The sequence below is a fragment of the Devosia sp. MC521 genome, from assembly GCF_014127105.1.
Lineage (GTDB): Bacteria > Pseudomonadota > Alphaproteobacteria > Rhizobiales > Devosiaceae > Devosia.
In genome coordinates this window covers 640,936-658,908 of record NZ_CP059902.1, presented here as the reverse complement: position 1 = coordinate 658,908, position 17,973 = coordinate 640,936, and the positions used below count along the sequence as shown (strand labels likewise).

Below are 17,973 nucleotides of genomic sequence, written 5' to 3'. Positions count from 1 at the left end.
ATCTATCGCAACACCTAAATGTCTTTAGGGGTTAGCGGGCGATTTCGTCAAAGCGCACAGTCCAGTCGCTGACGTTTTCGTTGACGAGGCGGCCGTCCATAACAAAGCCGTCGCCATCAGCTGGGAGGGCTGCTGCGAGCTCTTCAGGAAGGGCAACATTCTTGTTTACAGGCGCCATGTTGACGCGAGCCAGCATTTCTTCCTGCGCACCCTTAGAGATGATGTAGTTGACGAACTGCGCAGCTTCGTCCTGGCTGTCGCCCTTGGTCATCATCATAACGTCGAAGTACATCGGCGCCGGCTTTGGCGCGACCATCTTCATGTTGAGGCCTTCCTTGGCGATCGCGTTCATGTGCGAGCTCTGGCCGATAAGGATCGAGCCTTCACCCTGAACGATCGACTGACGAGCCTGCGAGTCCGAAGAATAATAGAGCGAAACGTTCTCGTTCAGGTTCTTGAGAGCTTCAAAGCCAGCATCGAAATTGTCGATGGTGCCGCCGTTGATCTGGTTTGCAACCATCAGCAACGAGCCCGAATAGATCGACATCGCTGGCGCGATGATCTGGCTCTTATATTCTGGCTTCCAGAGATCTTCCCAAGAGGTCGGCGGCACGGTCACGACGTCAGCGTCATAAACGATGCCCATTGGGTAGTAATAAATACCAACCCAATCATCAGAGATCGCACCCTGGATCAGTTCACCACTGTTGGTCAGCTTGTCCTTCGGGATCTTGACGAAGAGTTCCTGGTCCTGGCCCGCTTCGCTGGCGATGGTGTTGGTTGCAAACCACACGTCAACCGACGGGTTAGCGCGCTCTGCCTGCAGCTTGACGAGACCCTCACCCGACGAGGACTGGGTGACCGCATTGACCTTAATGCCGGTTTCCGCTTCGAACTGCTGCGAAATGGCCTTGAGGCCATTTTCCCAGGTCGAGCCCCAGATCTGGATGGTGATTTCTTTGTCTTGGGCGAAGGCAGGCGCAGCAGCCAAAACGAAAGCAGAAGAGAGAAGAAGGGTCTTGATATTCACGATAGTCTCACATTCTCTATATTGAAACACACCGCTCAGCACCCTGCCCGGAAGCAGCAGAACAGATACGATGTAAAAATCGGATCGAGACGAGTGGTTCAACTCGCAGAGTGCGTGGCCCGTTGCCTAGCCATGACCGGGCGATGCAACCCAGCATCGTCCAGCAGGTCGTCAGTGTTTCCCTCCACCTCTGACCCAAACACACCTCCACAAGTATCACCGGTCAAAAATCCAGCCCTGACCAACTGGCAATAGACGCTGACGACAAACCGTCGCTGCTACTGCTGTTGATCGAACAAATTCCGTGACGAGACTCAGGGGTTCCCTCCATTTGTGCACACACGGATACCTGTATACAACGTGTACGCTGGGATACTTGCATACATTTGCTGAGCACAGCAAGAGGCTCCCATGGGGGGGGATGCGAAAAAATTCACCCACCACGCTTTCCGACTATTCGTTAGGCAAATATCGCTCTCAATCAGCTAAGCTTGACAGCATTTTACACAGCCGCGGCGGCGCTGCGAGAGCGCAAACACACTCGCAACCCCTGACAATCCCGTGAAGAAGCGATGGCCGCGACACGCCCAAGCGCAGGAGCGGAACGCCCCACCGACCAATCCAGATGGTTACGCAGCGAAGAGTATCGCGGAATCAAAATGGATATCTGCGCACCAAAACTGCATGCGCAACGGACTGCACAGGCCGGCGCAATTTTAACATCTCATCCTCCACCACCCACGCAGCTCTGCGTTCCCGCGGAAGCCAAGAACGTGCTTACTCAAAGATATAGCGCGTGCCCGCACGAAACATAGCGACACATAAGGCACTAGAGTCGCACTCTCCAATATTAAAAATCAAGCAAAAACAAACATATAGATGTACCAGCAAAAATCCTTGCATAAATAAATTTAAGGACGATCAAGTCTAAAACTGAAACGTATTAGGTGATATTCACAAATACAATCAGACGAGAAAATTCCGATCAACTCATTCAACCGGTGGAGTGGACCCTGTTTCACCGGACAGGCGGCGGTTGGGTTTAGGCACTGAGGCGCAGGAACTCGCGTGGTGAGCGGAACTTGAGCCCGGAGTGCGGGTGAACCTCACAGTAATCGTCGATCCATCCTGGCAGCAAGGCCAGGAATGTGCCGGCGTCTGGGAGGATGACGGTTGAGGCATAGTCCCTTTTCAGGGTTTTGACGAACGCCTCAGACATGCCGTTGCTCTGCGGGCTTCGAACCGGGGTGAAGAGCAAGTCGATGCCCAATGCTGCGGCCACCTGTGCGGTCTGCCTGGCGATATAGGCGCTGCCATTGTCCGACAGCCACTCCAGTCGCTGCGGGACCTTGAGGGTCTTGAAGCGGCGTTCGACGGCCGCGATCATCAGATCGCAGACCATCTCGCCGGAGATGCCGGCATTGGCGACGGCCGACCAGGCAATGATCTCCCGATCGCAGGCGTCGATAACGAAGACGATACGCACCACCTCGCCATTGCGGGAGTGGATCTCTAGATGATCTGAACACCAGCGGATATTGGAGCGCAGGGCAACGACGACCCCGTCATGGGTGCGTGTGGGCCGCAGGGCAGTATGCTTTTGAAGGGTGAGCCCGTGCTGTTGCATGACCCTTAGAACCCGCTTGGTGTTGACGGTGGGTTTGGCCTCTTTACGCCGCTGCCGGTTGAGCAATGCCGACACGCGGCGATAGCCATAGGTGGGGCGTTGATCGATGATCGGGCGAAGTTCGGCAAGAAGGGCCACATCATCGGCCTTGCGATAGGGTCCGCGAGGCTTTGAAGGCTTGCTGGCGCGCTCGATCAGGTTAGACCGAGACACGCCCAACGTTCTGGCAATGGCGCTCATGGGGTATCGTCCTCGGGATTGCTCCACGACAGCAAGGGCGACGTCCGTTTTTTTGGGCGCGCGATATCCAGAGCCTCCTTCAGGATCTCGGCTTCCATGGTCTTCTTGCCCAGCATGCGCTCGAGGTCGCGCACGCGCTTCTCCAACTCGCGGACCTGAGAGGCGCCCACAACATCTTCGTCGGCCTGGACAGCCGCATGGCCGCCCTCGAGCATGCGGCGCTTCCAGGCGAAGAGCTGAGAGGGGGAAATGCCAGCGCGGCGTGCCACGTAGGAAACGCTCATGCCGGGCTGCATGGCTTCTTCAACCAGCCGCACCTTCTCGGAAACGGACCAGCGACGCCGGCGCTGCACGGAGGTGATGACTTCGACCCGTCGAAACGGCTCATCTGAACTCTTGGACATAGTCGTACTCATAGGCGCATGCCTATGCCTTATCGGCTATGCCGCCTGTCCGGTCAAAATGGGGTGCGCTCCAACCGGCAATGAAATGGATAAATCTGAGTTCTAGAACGTATTCACTGCTGATATGATGCACCCAAAATCCTGGCAGGAGTATCCGATGAATACAGTATTCAAGCGCAGCTTAAGCGCACTTGCTCTCACCGTAGCCTTTGCAATTCCCGCCCATGCTCAGGCTGTCACTCAAGCTTCCGTTGTGGCAGCGTGCTCAGTTAGCGCAAACGCATGCATAGCTGCGCAGAACGCGTTTGTTGCATCTTTGCGTGCACAGGGCCTGACACCGGCGCAAATTGGCGCAGCTGTCGGCACAGTGGTTGCTGCTCTGGTTAACTCGGGCACTGTCGCACCTGCCATCATTGCCGCAGCAGCGCAGAACTCGGTTCAATATGCAGCAAGCACTGCACAGGCAAGCGCGTTTACACAGATCGCGGAAGTTGTAAGCTCGGGTGGCACTGTGACCCAAGACGTTATTCAGGTCGCATCGTCTTCCAGCCCAAACTGATTTGATTGCGCCATGAAATTTGTGACCGAGAATCACTCGGTCACAAATGCAAGCTAAATCACTATTTTCTTGCCGTACCGGGTGTACTTGGTACCTACTCGGAAACGCCCAATGTTTAGCCGCGTTACTCTTGCCTTTCTCTCCTTTTCGCTTTTTGCGACAAGCATGATTGTGGGACAACGAGAGCTGTCAGGGCTAATGCAGGTGGGTACGACCGACGAGAGCTTTTTCGAAACACTCCTTGGTCACGATAAATCTCAAGCCATTTCCTACAGATCTACAGATGACATTTTGCGACGCTGCATCAACGTCGCAGGCGGGCTCTATGGAGCTCTCCAGCCTGAGCAATGGCAGGAATTGGCACGGTTCAATTGCTTAGAAACCGCGGACAACGCTGTTGCCCAAATGCCGAGCTACGCTTTGGGCTGGTATGCCAAGTCACTCTTCTCCTACCAGCTCGGGCAACCACAAGCAGCCGAGGCCGCACTGGTGCAAGCGCAGCATGTCGGTCGTCATGAACAATGGATCGCCGAAGGCCGGGTCCAACTCGCCGAAGACCATTTTACGACGCTCTCTCCCGCAGCGCTTTCGGGGCACCAGCAAGACCTTGAACTGCTCGCAAAATCCGCACGGGGCGTGGCTTCAGTTGCGCGTCGATACGCGACACAGCCTGATTTCCGCGAGCGCATAACCCTTATCGTTGAACAATTACCGCCGGAAGACCAGGTGCGTTTCCTCACCAACGTTCGTCGCGCAACTCAAACATTTGGCATGGTCATGCCATGACACTTGCTGACACTATACTCCTGAGAAATCGCTCAAGGTCATCGACCCAACCGCGCGCTTCGGCGGTCAATGGTGCACTGGCATTTGGCCTGATCACACTTGCCACTTTTGCCCCTATCCCGCTTGGTGCCAACAACGCTGTGGCATGGTCGATCAACGGGACCATTGTCGCCCTGATCGGCCTTATCTACTGCCTTGCCCTGATGTTCACAGGCGACGGCTTGCGCGTCGGGCTATCACGCTTTCTACCCGAAACCCTGCTGTCGACCATTTTGGGCGGTTTCATCATTTTCCAAATCCTGCCCTCCTCTCTGTGGGGCGGGAGTGTGGGGCTGGTCGATATCGACGGCAACAATTACGCTCTGAACCAAATCAGCGCGTCGGTCGGCATGACAATATTCTCCGCTGTCTGCTTCTTCACCTACGTGCTGTTTTTCTTCCTGGTCATCCAGGTGTCCGCTAATCGTCAGCGCGCCATGTTCCTCGCAGAACTCGCTTTTGCGGCCATAATTGCGCATGCGGTTCTGGGCCTAATCGCGCTAACGCTTTGGAATGACAGCCTATTGTTTTTCGACAGGTGGGCGTATCACGGCGTTGCAACCGGGACGTTCGTCAACCGCAATTCGTACGGCACCTTCCTCGCGATCGGGTTTGTGCTTGGGGTTGGCCTCACGCTTCGAGCGGCGCTGAACAAGCGGAGCACTCTAGGCCAGCGCCTGCCGCGAGCCGACGAGAAATTCGTATGGGTCGGGCTGCAACTGGTCGGCACGGTTCTTATTCTTGCAGCGCTGCTCGCAAGTCAGTCACGAATGGGACTAGCAGCCGCACTGGCCGGCGGCGCCGTCCTCCTCATAATTACGTTGACGAAAACCAGCCTAGCCCGAAAGCGCATAGGACTTTTGGTGATGCTCGCTTTCATCGTTGTTGCGGGCCTAGCGTTTTTCGTTTTTGGCGACGGAACTTTAGACCGCCTTGGCAGTACAGAAGCTGACGCTGACGTGCGCCAGCAACTCTATGCGCAGGTCGTGCAACTGATCGAGGCGCACTGGCTGTGGGGAACCGGCGCCGGAACGTTCGAGCTCGTCTACCCCCTATTTCACCGCTGGCCAGTCAGTCCCGATCTCATTTGGGACAAGGCGCACAATACATACCTTACTCTTTGGAGTGAGCTGGGCCTCGTTTTTGGCACAATACCGCTGGTGATCTTCGCAACCATCGCCGCGCGCCTGATTGTTCTCATCAAACAGCGCCGCGAGGACTGGTGGCTTCCCGCCATGTCGTTGTCTGCACTTGTGGTGGTTGCGACGCACTCACTCGTCGACTTCTCGATGGAGATTCAGGGCGTGGTCTTGATGTTACTCTTCGTCGTTGGGATCGGGCTAGACTTTCGTGCCAAGAGTTCGGAACCCGCCCCCTTGCGCGAGGCAAAAAATTGATGTTGGACCGAATAAAAGCTTTGTTCGGCCGCCCAAAAACTGAGGGAACGAAAGCCCCAAGAGCCCGGGAAACACTTAACGACACCTATAGCGTCATTTACGCCATCGGCGACGTGCATGGTCGCCTCGATCTTCTAAAGCAACTTGAAGCCAAGATATTGGCGGATGGAGACCATATCGGGGGCCAAAAGCTCATTGTGCAGCTCGGTGATCTGATAGACCGCGGCCCTCACTCAGCTCAAACAATAGATCATATGCTCTCGCGCCCTGCCCGAGGCTGGCATCGCCGCGCCATTGTCGGCAACCATGAAATTACGCTGTGTGAAGCCCTACACAACAGCCGTGTGTTTGAACGCTGGCTTGGGTTTGGCGGCGTCGAGACCCTTGGCAGCTACGGCATTGGACAGCGCGAAATTCAAAGTGCGCTAGGAAACTCGCGACGCGTCAGCGAACTCCTCCAAACTGTCGTGCCCCCTGAGCACATTCAGTTCCTTCTGGCCCTGCCGCTAACACCGACTGTCGAAAACTTCGTGTTTGCGCACGCAGGCGGCCGCCCAAGAATTGCCCTCGGCGCTCAGGAGGAACGCGACTACCTCTGGTACACCGGATCGCGCGACGACATCCGAACCGATGGGAAAACGATCGTCCATGGGCATGAAATCGTGGCACTACCCGAAATCTTTCCTGGCCGCATCAATGTCGATACGGGCGCCTACAAGACAGGGATCTTGAGCGCCGTTCGACTAGAAAAGAATGTGCCGCCACGCACGATTCAAGCTACTGCTACATAGAGAATAAAAAACGCCATTGGCGTGTGACTGGGGGAATAATCTGTGGACGAAGTCGAAATCGATTTGCGCGGTATCGCCAATCTACTGCGACGCCGTATTCGGCTGATTGCCCTTACACTTGCAGTCGTACTCGGCGTGGCAATTCTTGCTTTAGTCGCTATGAAGCCTGTTTACACCGCTTCAAGCCTAGTGATGGTCGACACGTCCCGCAAAAACCTGCTCGAGGCTGAATACGCTGCGACAGCTCCGTCGGCGGATAATGCTCGCGTGGATAGCGAAGTCGAAATCCTGCGTTCCAATGCCGTCCTGCTGTCTGTGATCGTCAATGAAAACCTTATTGATGACGCTGAATTCGGCGTTTCAGAAGGGGGCCGCAGCATCGGGGATTTCTTCCGCGCCCTTCTGCCAAACAACTCCACGCAACGCATTGATGACCCACTTCAACAGGTCCTCAGAAAGTTCACCGATGCGGTTCGGGTGCAACGCCGTGGACTGACCTATCTTATTACCCACGGCTACTGATCGTCGTTCGGAAGAGCTGGTCCGTTCAACACCGCGCAGGACTGAGAAGCCCTGCGTCGCCTGTTGAGGCAGAGCCGAAGGCACCGACCGCCGACATCGTGCGATGAGCGTAGAGGGTATCGCTGCTACGGGATGCAACGCCCCAAACAACACCATCGGCATCCTCGCACCCTGCCCTCATGCCGAATATCGCAACACGCGCGACTATTTCTTAGCCCAACGCGTATATAGCGAATAAATCACTTCGATCTCGAAGATTGCCGACATCTGCGCAGACAGGCGCAAATGTTCAGGACATGGCGCGCGGCATAGGGCTCGACGATCGTATCGACAGCAAGTTCCTCAATGCGGGCCCCGACAATGAGGACGCTCACGATTTAATTCGAATGATTCAGCGCTGGGTACGCGCGCGAGAAGAGCCAATCAAGCATCGCGCTAGTGCGCCAATAAGAATAAAATGCAGGGTGTCCTAAGCAAGAACACTCACCTCACACTGTGTTACAATATCGAAAACTCCAATAAAAACCGACCACTAAGACTCGCCACTCCCGTTTTGACAGCACAGCTAACGCTTCTCAGCGCGATCCCGAAGAATTTTGAGTTGCGACAATCTATTCGAGCCTGCTATGCTTGAAATAAATTATGGCAGGAGTTTCTTATGAAAACTGTTTTGAAGCACGGGCTCGCCGCCCTTGCTCTGACCGTAGCCTTTTCTGTACCAGCACACGCTCAGGCCGTTACCCAAGCATCTGTTGTTGCAGCCTGCTCGGTTAGCGCCAATGCATGTATTGCAGCACAGAACGGCTATGTTGCAGCACTTCGCGCACAAGGTCTATCTCCAGCGCAGGTTAGTGCTGCTGTTGGTACGCTAGTTTCGGCCCTTGTCAGCTCGCCATCCGTACCACCGGCCATTATAGCGGCAGCGGCTAACAATGCGGTGCAGTATGCTTCTAGCCCAGCTCAGGCTGCAGCTTTCACCCAGATCGCTACCGTTGTAAGCTCTGGCGGTACCGTTCCTCAGAACGTCCTTCAAGTTGCGTCGGCAGCCAGCCCAAACTGATCTGACGCTTAACCCGCTTTGCGTGATCGAGCCTGCCTCGGTCACGCCTAAAGCATTGCCTTACTACCTTCTTGCCGTACCGGGTGTACTTGGTACCTACTCGGAAACGCCGTATGCTTAGTCGAGTCATGCTTGTTTTCGTCACTGGCTCGCTGTTGGCTACGAGCGTTGTGGTCGGTCAACGTGAGCTTTCGAGCTTAGTACAAGCCGGCATCCCCGACCCAGACTTCTTTGAAGCAGTGCTCGCTGACGAAGTTTCACCTAGCCTGTCATATCGTGCATCCGACGACCTACTGCGCCGCTGTGTCAACATTGTTGGCGGGCTTTACGGCGCGCTCCAGCCGGAAGAGCGCACAGCGCGCGCACGCGCCATTTGCCTAGACATTGCTAACCAGACTGTGGAAGCCATGCCAAGTTACGCCTTGGGGTGGTACGCAAAATCGCTTTTCTCATACCAGCTTGCTCTAACGGAAAATGGTGATGCCGCGCTAATTAGCGCGCAGCAAATCGGCCGCCATGAGCAGTGGATCGCCGAGGGGCGCGTGCAATTGGCGGAGGATCATTTCTCTTCGCTCTCACCCCAAGCGCAGGCCGGACACGAACAAGATCTCGAACTCTTAGCGCAATCTCGCAGAGGGGTTGCCTCAGTCGCGCATCGCTATGTGACCCAGCCGGATTTCCGTGAACGGATCACATCAATCGTCGAGAAGCTTCCACCTGAAGATCAAACGCGGTTTCTCAACAATGTCCGCCGCGCTACGCTGGAGTTTGGGATGGTGGCGCCATGACCGACATCCCGACCCCACTAGCACCCAGCCGATCTTCCACAGCAGCTCAGATCCGCTCATCGCGACCAAACTCAATTCTGGCATTTTGCTTGGTGTTACTCACAGCGGCCGCCCCTATTCCACTGGGCGCTAACGGGCCTGTCGCTTGGTGTCTCAATGCTGGTTTGGTGAGTGTGATAGGTTTCGCCTATGCGCTCACTTTACTGCTAAACAAGCAGGCATTGCGCGTTGGTATCTCATCGCTTGGTGCAGAGACCATTCTCGCCGTGCTTCTCGGTGGCTTCATTCTCTTCCAGACCGTACCCGCCACCATGTGGGGCGGAACTGCAGCTCTAACCGACGTGGACGGCAACTCCTACCCCGTTGCTCAGTTAAGTGCCGCCGCCGGAGTGACTGTGCTTTCCGCACTCAATTACGCGGCATACGTAGTATTCTTCTTCCTGGTGCTGCAGATCTCAGCCAACCGCAATCGCGCCCTAGTCATGGCCGAGTTGGCATTTGCAGCAATCATCGCACACGCCGTCTTCGGCTTAATTGCACTCACGTTGTGGAACGACAGCCTGCTGTTCTTTGAAAAGTGGGCCTACCACGGGGTAGCTGTCGGCACATTCGTGAACCGCAATACATACGGCACGTTTCTAGCCATCGGGTTTGTTCTGGGTGTGGGATTAACGCTGCGTGCTGCACTGAGCCGGAGAAATGAGCGCGGCCAGCGTCTACCGCGAGCCGATGAGAAATTCGTCTGGGTTGGGCTGCAGGTCGTCGGTACGATCCTTATTTTCGCGGCACTTTTGGCAAGCCAGTCACGTATGGGGCTAGGCGCTGCTATCGCTGGCGCAACCGTGGTGGTGTTGATTGCATCCTTAAAGACCAAGCTCGCGCAAAGACAAAATGGGTTGCTGGGCCTGCTGGCCTTTGCCGCAATCGCTGGCGTCGCACTGTTTGTATATGGCGGGGGCACTCTTGACCGCCTCGGCAGCACCGAGGTCGATGCAGACGTGCGCCAACTGCTCTATATCCAAGTACTCCAAATGATCGAAAATCATTGGCTTTGGGGTACTGGGGCTGGCACATTTGAGCTCGTCTACCCGCTGTATCATCGTTGGCCGGTTAGCCCGGACCTTATCTGGGACAAGGCACACAATTCCTATCTGACGATGTGGAGCGAGCTTGGCATAATATTCGGAAGCGTGCCGCTTCTAATATTTGCAGCACTTGGCACACGCCTGATCATTCTCATCACACAGCGCCGCGATGACTGGTGGCTTCCCACGTTGTCGCTCGCCTCCATCATTGTCGTTGGTGTGCATTCGCTGGTCGATTTCTCGATGGAGATACAAGGCGTAGTATTCATGCTGCTATTTGTTGTCGGCTTGGGTCTCGATTTCAGAACAAAATCTACGACTAGCCAAGCTCAAGGTGAGATCTCGAAATGATTTTCGAGCGCATCCGCACGCTATTTGCCAACGAGCACAGCGACCGCGAAATCTCAGCTCGCTCACGCGATGTCCTTAAGCAGAAATATAGCGTTATCTATGCGATCGGCGACGTTCACGGACGCCTCGACCTCCTCCGGCAGCTTGAAGCGAAAATCGTTGCGCACGAGGCCAATACTGGCGGCCCCAAGCTGATAGTACAACTCGGGGACATGATCGACCGCGGTCCACATTCCGCGCAGGTGATCGATCACATGCTTTCGCGAACGCCAGAAGGATGGAGCCGCCTCGCACTAGCAGGCAACCATGAAACAACGCTTTGCGACGCAATGTCGAATAGCACGATTTTCGAACGTTGGCTCGGCTTTGGTGGCATGGAAACATTAGGAAGCTATGGGATCGGCCAAAGAGAAATTCAGAGCGCTATTGGCAATCCCCGTCGCATTGCGGATTTGGTGCAGGCGTCCTTCCCACCAGAGCACATAAAGTTCCTCTTCGCTCTACCGCTCTCGATTTCAGTCGGCCATGCCGTATTTATGCATGCAGGGGGACGTCCCGGCGTGTCGCCAGACGCGCAGGAAGAGAAGGATATTCTCTGGTACACCGGCGAGCGCGACGACACGCGAAGCGATGGCGCCTTGGTCGTGCATGGCCATGAAATTGTTCCAGAACCCGAGATTTATAGCGGCCGCATCAACGTTGATACGGGCGCTTACCGGACTGGCATTCTGAGCGCTGTGCGCTTGGCAAGTGACGCGCCGCCGCGCGTCCTAAACACTTCTACCGACGTATAATATTGCGCAACTGGCGCACCAATGGGGGATGGTATCTGTGGACGAAGCCGAAATCGATTTGCGGGGTATCGCCAATCTGCTCCGGCGCCGTATTCGCCTAATCGCCCTTACAGTGGTTGCAACTCTGGGCATGGCAATTTTGGCTCTGGTTGCCATGACCCCTGTCTACACCGCGACCGGTCTCGTCATGGTGGACACCTCCCGCAAAAATCTTCTTGAAGCGGACTTTGCTGCCACGAGTTCATCGGCAGACAACGCGCGTGTTGACAGTGAAGTGGAAATTCTCCGATCCAACGCGGTGCTGCTCAGCGTAATCGTGAATGAGAACCTGATCGATGACCCTGAGTTTGGCGTGACCGTCGGCAGTGGGGCGGGCATAGGCGCTTTCCTTCGCTCGCTTCTGCCTGGGAATAATACCCAGCGTGTTGATGATCCCCTACAACAGGTGTTGACCAAATTCTCGAACGCAGTTCGTGTTCAGCGGCGCGGACTGACATACCTGATCTCGGCAAGTGTAACCTCCGAAGACCCTCAGCGCGCGGCTGATCTCGCGAATGCCCTTTCAGCCGCCTATATCGAAGAGCAGTTGCGTTCTAAGATTTCCACGATTAGCTCATCGCAGGAAATTATCTCGGCAAGACTTGAACAGACACAGCAGTTGCTGGTGGCGAGCGAAACCGCGTTTGACGACTTCATCAATGCCAATATTGACCGAATGGCCGGGCAAGAAGGTTTTGAGAGCGTTCGAGAGCTGCGCAATCAGCTCACTCAGACAATCGCTCGCAATCAGCAAGTAACCACTCTCGCTGGCGCAGTGGAAGCCTCGCTACAGACCCGTAATTGGAGCGACCTTGTCGCAACCTTACAGTCTGATGCCATCAACAGCCTCAATGAGCAGCGCGCAGCGCTGGCACGCCAATTGGCGGATACGGATTCGGGGTCAATCGCCGCAATCGATCTGCGCGAACAGCTCGAACAGCTCGAAGCCAGCATGAGCCTGCAAGCCGGCTCTGAACTCGCTGCTTTGCGTGCAGAATTGCCGACGCTGCAAACGCAGGCCGATAGCTTGCGGCGCGAGCTGCGGTCTGGCCTGATGGACTCTAACCTGCCGGTGGATATCCTCACCCAACTTTATGCCCTTCAACAGTCGAGCGAACTGGTTCGGGCCCAATATCAAACATTGTTGGCTCGCAATTCCGATCTGCAGGTGCAGGCAGATTTGCAGGTTGCAGACAGTCGCATCGTCGCCCCAGCGCTCGCACCTATGGCGCCCAGCTTCCCAAATCCTCGCCTTATTCTGCTTCTGGCGGGCCTTGCCGGTCTGGGCCTGGGTGTTGGTCTGGCGTTCGTTTATGAGCATTACCTGGGGGGCTTTACTTCCGAGGATCAAGTCGGGTCCGTACTCAAAGTTCCTGTCCTGGCAGAAATCCCGCGCCAAAAAGGCCTTGACCAAACGGACGGCCATTCAGTGGCTGACATGCTCGTCGATGCGCCGTTGTCGATCTATTCAGAAGCCGTGCGCCGCATTCGCTCTGGCATAGACAATGCCGTGCGTCGTCGTGGAACCGCACAAGAAGGCAAGGGCATCGTCATCATGATCTCCTCGACTTCGCCGGGTGAAGGCAAGTCGACCATTTCCCTCTCCCTCACGCGCGCATACGCATTGAGCGGGAAGCGAACAATCCTCATCGACGCCGACATGAGAAAACCATCGCTGCATCGACACATTGGTTTGCAGCCCGGGACCGGCTTGGCGGAAACGCTTCTCGGCACCTCTCCGGAAAAGCAAATGGCGGTACGCGATCCAAAGACGACGGCCATGCTTCTCCTCGGATCGCGCAGTTCAGATATACCGACTGACCAGTTGGTTATGTCAGATGACTTTAGTCGCTTGGTTGATGCTTGCCGTTCGTCATTTGACGTGACCATCATAGATACGCCGCCTATCGGCCCGGTTGTGGACGGAACGCATGTCGCGCCGTATGCGGACGCTATCCTGTTCGTCACGCGCTGGTCAGCAACAAATCAATCTGAAGCAAAGCGCGCTGTGTCACGCTTGGTGGAAGCTTGCGATTATCCGCCGGTCATTCTGTCAATTTTGAACCAGCAAGAAGGGTTCAGCTCGCGCTACTATAACAAGCGCTACGGCGGTTACTACACGGCATAACGTTGCAAAAATCCCGCATGAACGCCGGTAGACACCGCTAGTCTTCCGGCATTTTGCCCCCCAATCCTGATATCGCAGGCCAGAGCGCAGTATGAAGCCAAGTGTTCGCACTTCGCTAGCGACTTCGCCGCGCTCTTACCCCCCGACACACTGATTATGACGCCAGCCTCCACTGTTGACTGGGCTGTCGAAGTGTGAAAACGCCAAACAAGACGATCGTGTCCCTCGGCGTGGTGTAACTGAGGCAGGGCCTCCACGCATATCCGGCTTGGCCGGGTTGGTCAGCGTGCGGGGACTGCCGGCAGGCTGACGAGGGGATCATCGCTCAACGGGGCGACGGATTCCAGCGTCATGTATCTGGCGCGCTGCACAGCCCACTCATCGTTCTGCTCAAGCAGGATGGCGCCAACGAGCCGGACGATGGCATCCTCGTTGGGGAAGATGCCCACCACCTCGGTCCGCCGCTTCACCTCGCCATTCACCCGTTCTATCGGGTTGTTGCTATGCAGCTTGGCCCGATGCTCCCTGGGGAAGCTCATGTAGGCAAGGACGTCGTGCTCGGCCTCGTCCATGATGGTGGCGAGCTTGGGCACCCGCGGACGGATCTGGTCGGCAACAGCGCGCCATTGGGTGCTGGCGGCCTCCGGCGTCTCCTGAGCGAAGGCCGTGGCGATAAAGGCACTGGCCACGCGGCGACCGCTCTTGCCGGCATGGGCAAGGACGTTGCGCATGAAGTGGACTCGGCAGCGTTGCCATGTGGCACAAAGCACCTTGGTGACGGCCGCCTTGATGCCCTCATGGGCATCGGAGATCACCAGCTTCACGCCTCGCAGGCCGCGGCGGGTCAGCTTGCGCAGGAACTCGGTCCAGATCGCCTCGGCCTCCGAGGTGCCGATCTCCATGCCCAGCACCTCGCGCCGGCCATCCGCATTGACGGCCACCGCCATGATGGCTGCCACCGAGACGATGCGGCCGCCCCTGCGTACCTTGAGGTAAGTGGCGTCGATCCACAGGTAGGGCCAATCGCCCTCGATCGGCCGCTCGAGGAAGGCCTTCACCCGCCCATCGATCTCCTCGCAGAGCCGGCTGACCTGGCTCTTGGAGATGCCACTCATGCCCATGGCTTTGACCAGGTCGTCCACCGAACGGGTTGAGATGCCCTGGATGTACGCCTCCTGGATCACCGCGGTAAGAGCCTTCTCGGCCAGCCGCCGAGGTTCCAGAAAGCCCGGGAAGTAGCTGCCCTTGCGCAGCTTGGGGATGCGCAGCTCGACCGTGCCGGCCCGCGTCTCCCAGTCCCGCTCGCGGTAGCCATTGCGCTGGACCCGCCGCTCGGCGCTCTTTTCGCCATAGCCGGCCCCAGTGGCGGCACCCACTTCCATCTCCATCAGCCGTTCGGCAGCGAAGCCAATCATCTCACGCAGAATATCGGCGTCGGGGGTCTTCTCTACCAGCGTGCGCAGGTTCATCATCGTGTCGGTCATCGGTGGTCCTTCAGGTGCAGGGTTGGGGTAAGCAACCAGACCTTACCGGAAATCCGTCGATGACCACCCAGCCGCTCGCTCGCTACGGCGCTCCTAATGGCGCGCTCGCGAGCGGCTTGACCACCTCAGTTACACCACGTCCCGGGACACGACCAACAAGACCAGCTCAAGAACACACACAGAACTGCTCGCTAGTGCTCTACACATATTGCGTAACCCAAAATTCACGACCAAAAAAAGATTGAATCAATACGCAGAAACATATACTTTTTGAACTCTCTATAATTAGAGCACTACTGTTATCACAGGTTAATAAAAACACTAGTTTTTTAGGCGCAGTATCGAACGGGGCGGAATAGAGCATGGGGGATGAGATTGGGAGCATAGAGCTAGCGGACGAGTTCCGCGGTGAGTCTTCATCAGGGTCATTCTCTGTCGATGCTAGCCACATCAAAAAAGACCTTAAATCTCGCCTGAATCAGTCTGGACTCCCCCTTGATTTCCAGGACGGATATCCAATCGTTAGCACCGTCGGCCCTCAGAATTTCCTGGTGCTCGCCATCAAGCGCAGTGCCGACATCGCAATCAGTTTAGTGGCGCTCATTGCACTTAGCCCTCTGCTTGTTGCCATTGCCTGTCTGATCAAAGCGACGTCTGCCGGCCCTCTCCTTTTCACGCAGAACCGAGAAGGGCTGAACGGGAGGGTCTTCCGTATGTACAAGTTTCGGAGCCTGGAATGGGCTGCATCCGATCATAGCGGACTCCAGGCTGTAAAAAATGGCGACCCGCGCCTGACGAAATTTGGCGCCTTCTTGCGCCGGACATCCTTTGACGAGCTACCGCAGCTTTTCAACATCATCCGGGGTGACATGAGCCTTATCGGCCCACGTCCACAAGTACCTGGCATGCTGGTCAACGAGCGTCGATATGATGAGATCGTCCCCTACTACCACTTACGTCACAAGATGAAGCCCGGCCTGACCGGCTGGGCCCAAGCGAATGGATTAAGGGGGCCTGTAGAAACGCCTCAATCCGCCGCAGCACGTGTAGACCACGACCTCGCCTACATCTCTAACTTCTCGCTCACCCTCGACGTCAAAATCCTAGTCTGGACGCTCTGGCAAGAGTTAATCAAACTAGGTCGAGGAACGTAAAAACATCTCCCAGTCAGGCGCTAGGATTCGCACTTAGAATACTTAAGTGACTTATATCATTGAAATCTTTAAAGTTCAATTTCCGAAATACTTCGAATGTAGTACACACATGTAGTACACACATGTAGTACATTTTTGCGCCACAAGACTGGCACATCAATTGGGACTTACATCGTCATGGGAGACAGCTGAAGACCCGCAAGAACTGGCTCGCTGAGCCTGCGGCTGCGATTGTGGTCGTCTGATTTCCGTGTTTGAGCAGATTTGGCGCGGCGTTTGGCGATCGGCGGTGCCCATTGACGGCGTTTCCCGGTCATCCGGGCAGACTCATGGCGCGGTTGCGCGCTTTTCGTGGAAGACGAGGCGGTCGAAGTTGTAGGCCAGATTGGCCAAGGTGAGTTTGGCCTCGGCCCGTGCAATGCCGATGGTGCGGATGAACAGACCGAACCGGTTCTTCTGATGAGCGAAGACATGCTCGACCCTGGCACGTATCGCGGACTTGGCCGCATTGGCCCGTGCGGTCGCGATCGGCATCGGCTTGCCCTTGGGCTTGCGTCGATGAATGCGGCTGGTCAGCATACGATCAGCCAGCCAGGCCTCATTGCTCTGTGATCTGTAGGCGCTGTCGGCCCAGACCTCGCTGCCGGTGTTTTCCCGATCGATCACATGGCGCAGCATCCGGCCGTCAGGATGGGAGGCGGAGGTCACCGCTGCAGCCCGGATGAAGCCATAGCGCCGGTCGATGCTGATGTGACTTTTATAGCCGAACACCGGAGTGGCGATCATGGGCAGGGGCGAGCCGTCTGGCCGGTAGCGCACCTTGCCGCCGATCTTGAGCGTCCAGCGGGCGTCGGTATCCTTCTGTGCGGCTTTAGCCGGCTCGTTCGGCCAGATCTCGTCAGCCGACTGGCCTGCCTTGATGGCCTCCCGCTCGCCATCGGTATTGCGCTGTTTGGGTGCCGGCACCAGCGAAGCATCCACGATCTGCCCCGACATCGGGATGTAACCCTTCTTGTGCAGTTGCCAGTCGAACGCCTTCATCACCCGCTTGAGCGTGCCGGTCTGGGTCATGCGGTTGCGGAAATGGCGGATCGTGTTCTCATCGGGCGTGCGATCGCCGAGCGAGAACCCCAGGAAGCGCATCCAACTCAGGCGGTCCCGGATCATGAACTCTGTGCGGGCATCGGACAGGTTGTGCTGTGCCTGCAGGATCAGGATCTTGAACATGGCCACCGGATCGAACGGCGGCCGACCGCCTTTGCTGCCGTCACTGTAGCCAAGCCCCTCCACCAGCCAGGACCGGAAATACTCGAAATCCACCGTCCGCTCCAAAACCTCGAGCGGATCGCCGTGTTGGCTCAAGGCTTCGAGGTGATCGTTCAGGCTGAAAAGCGAATGCGGGTCCATGATGACGCTCCATGATCGGGCGACATCAATGAATCATGACTGCATCAAAGCCGCCAAGGGTTTTTGCGGACGTCCAGCTTGTAGTGAGTGGTCGATGAAGCCTAATCCCAGCGGTGGACACATCCGAAGCTCTCAGATGGATTTCATGAATGCCATCCCCGACGAGGGCAATAGTGATCAACTTGCAGCGTTACAAACCGACGTCCGACATATGAAACAACGCGCAAGTGGAAGTCTCATCGCTCTCCATAGTGTTTCATCCATTCTCTGGTCATCTGAAGAGCCAAG

15 protein-coding genes are annotated in these 17,973 nt (G+C 56.3%); 11 read left to right on the top strand and 4 right to left on the bottom strand.

Going from position 1 to position 17,973, the window contains the following annotated elements:
- Nucleotides 1-31: 31 nt before the first annotated feature.
- Together H4N61_RS03140 and H4N61_RS03135 are read right to left on the bottom strand one after the other, a co-directional pair.
- Nucleotides 32-1,030: an extracellular solute-binding protein gene (locus H4N61_RS03140; protein ID WP_169194535.1), complete on the bottom strand. Its 999-nt coding sequence runs from the start codon at nucleotides 1,028-1,030 to the stop codon at nucleotides 32-34.
- Between the two features lie 1,042 nt (nucleotides 1,031-2,072).
- A protein-coding gene (locus H4N61_RS03135; RefSeq protein WP_248306559.1) for an IS3 family transposase occupies nucleotides 2,073-3,301 on the bottom strand; the annotation gives its coding sequence in 2 pieces (ribosomal slippage) (nucleotides 2,073-2,953 and nucleotides 2,953-3,301; 1,230 coding nt in all).
- A gap of 157 nt (nucleotides 3,302-3,458) precedes the next feature.
- Between H4N61_RS03135 and H4N61_RS03130 the strand changes: the two genes are divergently transcribed.
- From H4N61_RS03130 to H4N61_RS03085, 10 genes are all read left to right on the top strand, one after another.
- Complete coding sequence (locus tag H4N61_RS03130) at nucleotides 3,459-3,860, top strand: hypothetical protein (RefSeq protein ID WP_169194534.1); 402 nt, start codon at nucleotides 3,459-3,461, stop codon at nucleotides 3,858-3,860.
- A gap of 198 nt (nucleotides 3,861-4,058) precedes the next feature.
- The gene (locus tag H4N61_RS03125) at nucleotides 4,059-4,646 is read left to right on the top strand and encodes a hypothetical protein (RefSeq protein ID WP_182394970.1); all 588 of its coding nucleotides are present in this window, start codon (nucleotides 4,059-4,061) and stop codon (nucleotides 4,644-4,646) included.
- On the top strand, nucleotides 4,643-6,082 hold the full coding sequence (locus H4N61_RS03120; protein WP_182394968.1) for an O-antigen ligase family protein: 1,440 nt from the start codon (nucleotides 4,643-4,645) through the stop codon (nucleotides 6,080-6,082). The genes H4N61_RS03125 and H4N61_RS03120 overlap by 4 nt, the downstream gene beginning before the upstream one ends.
- Entirely contained in the window at nucleotides 6,082-6,873 is a 792-nt protein-coding gene (locus H4N61_RS03115; RefSeq protein WP_182394967.1) for a metallophosphoesterase, read from the top strand. Before H4N61_RS03120 ends, H4N61_RS03115 begins: the two co-directional genes overlap by 1 nt.
- A 42-nt stretch (nucleotides 6,874-6,915) precedes the next feature.
- Entirely contained in the window at nucleotides 6,916-7,395 is a 480-nt protein-coding gene (locus H4N61_RS03110) for a Wzz/FepE/Etk N-terminal domain-containing protein (RefSeq protein ID WP_169194530.1), read from the top strand.
- A gap of 658 nt (nucleotides 7,396-8,053) precedes the next feature.
- Nucleotides 8,054-8,455 carry a hypothetical protein gene (locus H4N61_RS03105; protein ID WP_169194529.1) on the top strand — a complete coding sequence of 134 codons (402 nt, stop codon included), beginning with the start codon at nucleotides 8,054-8,056 and terminating at the stop codon, nucleotides 8,453-8,455.
- A 113-nt stretch (nucleotides 8,456-8,568) separates the two neighbouring features.
- Nucleotides 8,569-9,243: a hypothetical protein gene (locus H4N61_RS03100; RefSeq protein WP_169194528.1), complete on the top strand. Its 675-nt coding sequence runs from the start codon at nucleotides 8,569-8,571 to the stop codon at nucleotides 9,241-9,243.
- Complete coding sequence (locus H4N61_RS03095; protein WP_182394965.1) at nucleotides 9,240-10,679, top strand: O-antigen ligase family protein; 1,440 nt, start codon at nucleotides 9,240-9,242, stop codon at nucleotides 10,677-10,679. Before H4N61_RS03100 ends, H4N61_RS03095 begins: the two co-directional genes overlap by 4 nt.
- Nucleotides 10,676-11,473 carry a metallophosphoesterase gene (locus H4N61_RS03090; RefSeq protein ID WP_169194526.1) on the top strand — a complete coding sequence of 266 codons (798 nt, stop codon included), beginning with the start codon at nucleotides 10,676-10,678 and terminating at the stop codon, nucleotides 11,471-11,473. Before H4N61_RS03095 ends, H4N61_RS03090 begins: the two co-directional genes overlap by 4 nt.
- Nucleotides 11,474-11,510: 37 nt before the next feature.
- The gene (locus tag H4N61_RS03085) at nucleotides 11,511-13,640 is read left to right on the top strand and encodes a Wzz/FepE/Etk N-terminal domain-containing protein (RefSeq protein WP_182394963.1); all 2,130 of its coding nucleotides are present in this window, start codon (nucleotides 11,511-11,513) and stop codon (nucleotides 13,638-13,640) included.
- A 281-nt stretch (nucleotides 13,641-13,921) separates the two neighbouring features.
- On the opposite strand, the gene H4N61_RS03080 is transcribed toward H4N61_RS03085, so the two are convergent.
- Complete coding sequence (locus H4N61_RS03080; protein ID WP_182394961.1) at nucleotides 13,922-15,124, bottom strand: IS256 family transposase; 1,203 nt, start codon at nucleotides 15,122-15,124, stop codon at nucleotides 13,922-13,924.
- Between the two features lie 362 nt (nucleotides 15,125-15,486).
- On the opposite strand from H4N61_RS03080, the gene H4N61_RS03075 reads away from it, so the two are divergent.
- Entirely contained in the window at nucleotides 15,487-16,278 is a 792-nt protein-coding gene (locus H4N61_RS03075; protein ID WP_169196778.1) for a sugar transferase, read from the top strand.
- Nucleotides 16,279-16,605: 327 nt separating this feature from the next.
- Here H4N61_RS03075 and H4N61_RS03070 read toward each other — a convergent pair whose 3' ends face one another.
- Nucleotides 16,606-17,685, bottom strand: coding sequence for a transposase (locus H4N61_RS03070; RefSeq protein WP_182394168.1), 1,080 nt, complete (start codon nucleotides 17,683-17,685; stop codon nucleotides 16,606-16,608).
- Between the last annotated feature and the right edge of the window lie 288 nt (nucleotides 17,686-17,973).

Coding starts and splice junctions, on each gene's coding strand:
- H4N61_RS03100 (WP_169194528.1), top strand. CDS start 8,569: ATGCTTAGTCGAGTCATGCTTGTTTTCGTCACTGGCTCGCTGTTGGCT.
- H4N61_RS03125 (WP_182394970.1), top strand. CDS start 4,059: ATGCAGGTGGGTACGACCGACGAGAGCTTTTTCGAAACACTCCTTGGT.
- H4N61_RS03075 (WP_169196778.1), top strand. CDS start 15,487: ATGGGGGATGAGATTGGGAGCATAGAGCTAGCGGACGAGTTCCGCGGT.
- H4N61_RS03070 (WP_182394168.1), bottom strand. CDS start 17,685: ATGGACCCGCATTCGCTTTTCAGCCTGAACGATCACCTCGAAGCCTTG.
- H4N61_RS03090 (WP_169194526.1), top strand. CDS start 10,676: ATGATTTTCGAGCGCATCCGCACGCTATTTGCCAACGAGCACAGCGAC.
- H4N61_RS03105 (WP_169194529.1), top strand. CDS start 8,054: ATGAAAACTGTTTTGAAGCACGGGCTCGCCGCCCTTGCTCTGACCGTA.
- H4N61_RS03120 (WP_182394968.1), top strand. CDS start 4,643: ATGACACTTGCTGACACTATACTCCTGAGAAATCGCTCAAGGTCATCG.
- H4N61_RS03095 (WP_182394965.1), top strand. CDS start 9,240: ATGACCGACATCCCGACCCCACTAGCACCCAGCCGATCTTCCACAGCA.
- H4N61_RS03115 (WP_182394967.1), top strand. CDS start 6,082: ATGTTGGACCGAATAAAAGCTTTGTTCGGCCGCCCAAAAACTGAGGGA.
- H4N61_RS03130 (WP_169194534.1), top strand. CDS start 3,459: ATGAATACAGTATTCAAGCGCAGCTTAAGCGCACTTGCTCTCACCGTA.
- H4N61_RS03080 (WP_182394961.1), bottom strand. CDS start 15,124: ATGACCGACACGATGATGAACCTGCGCACGCTGGTAGAGAAGACCCCC.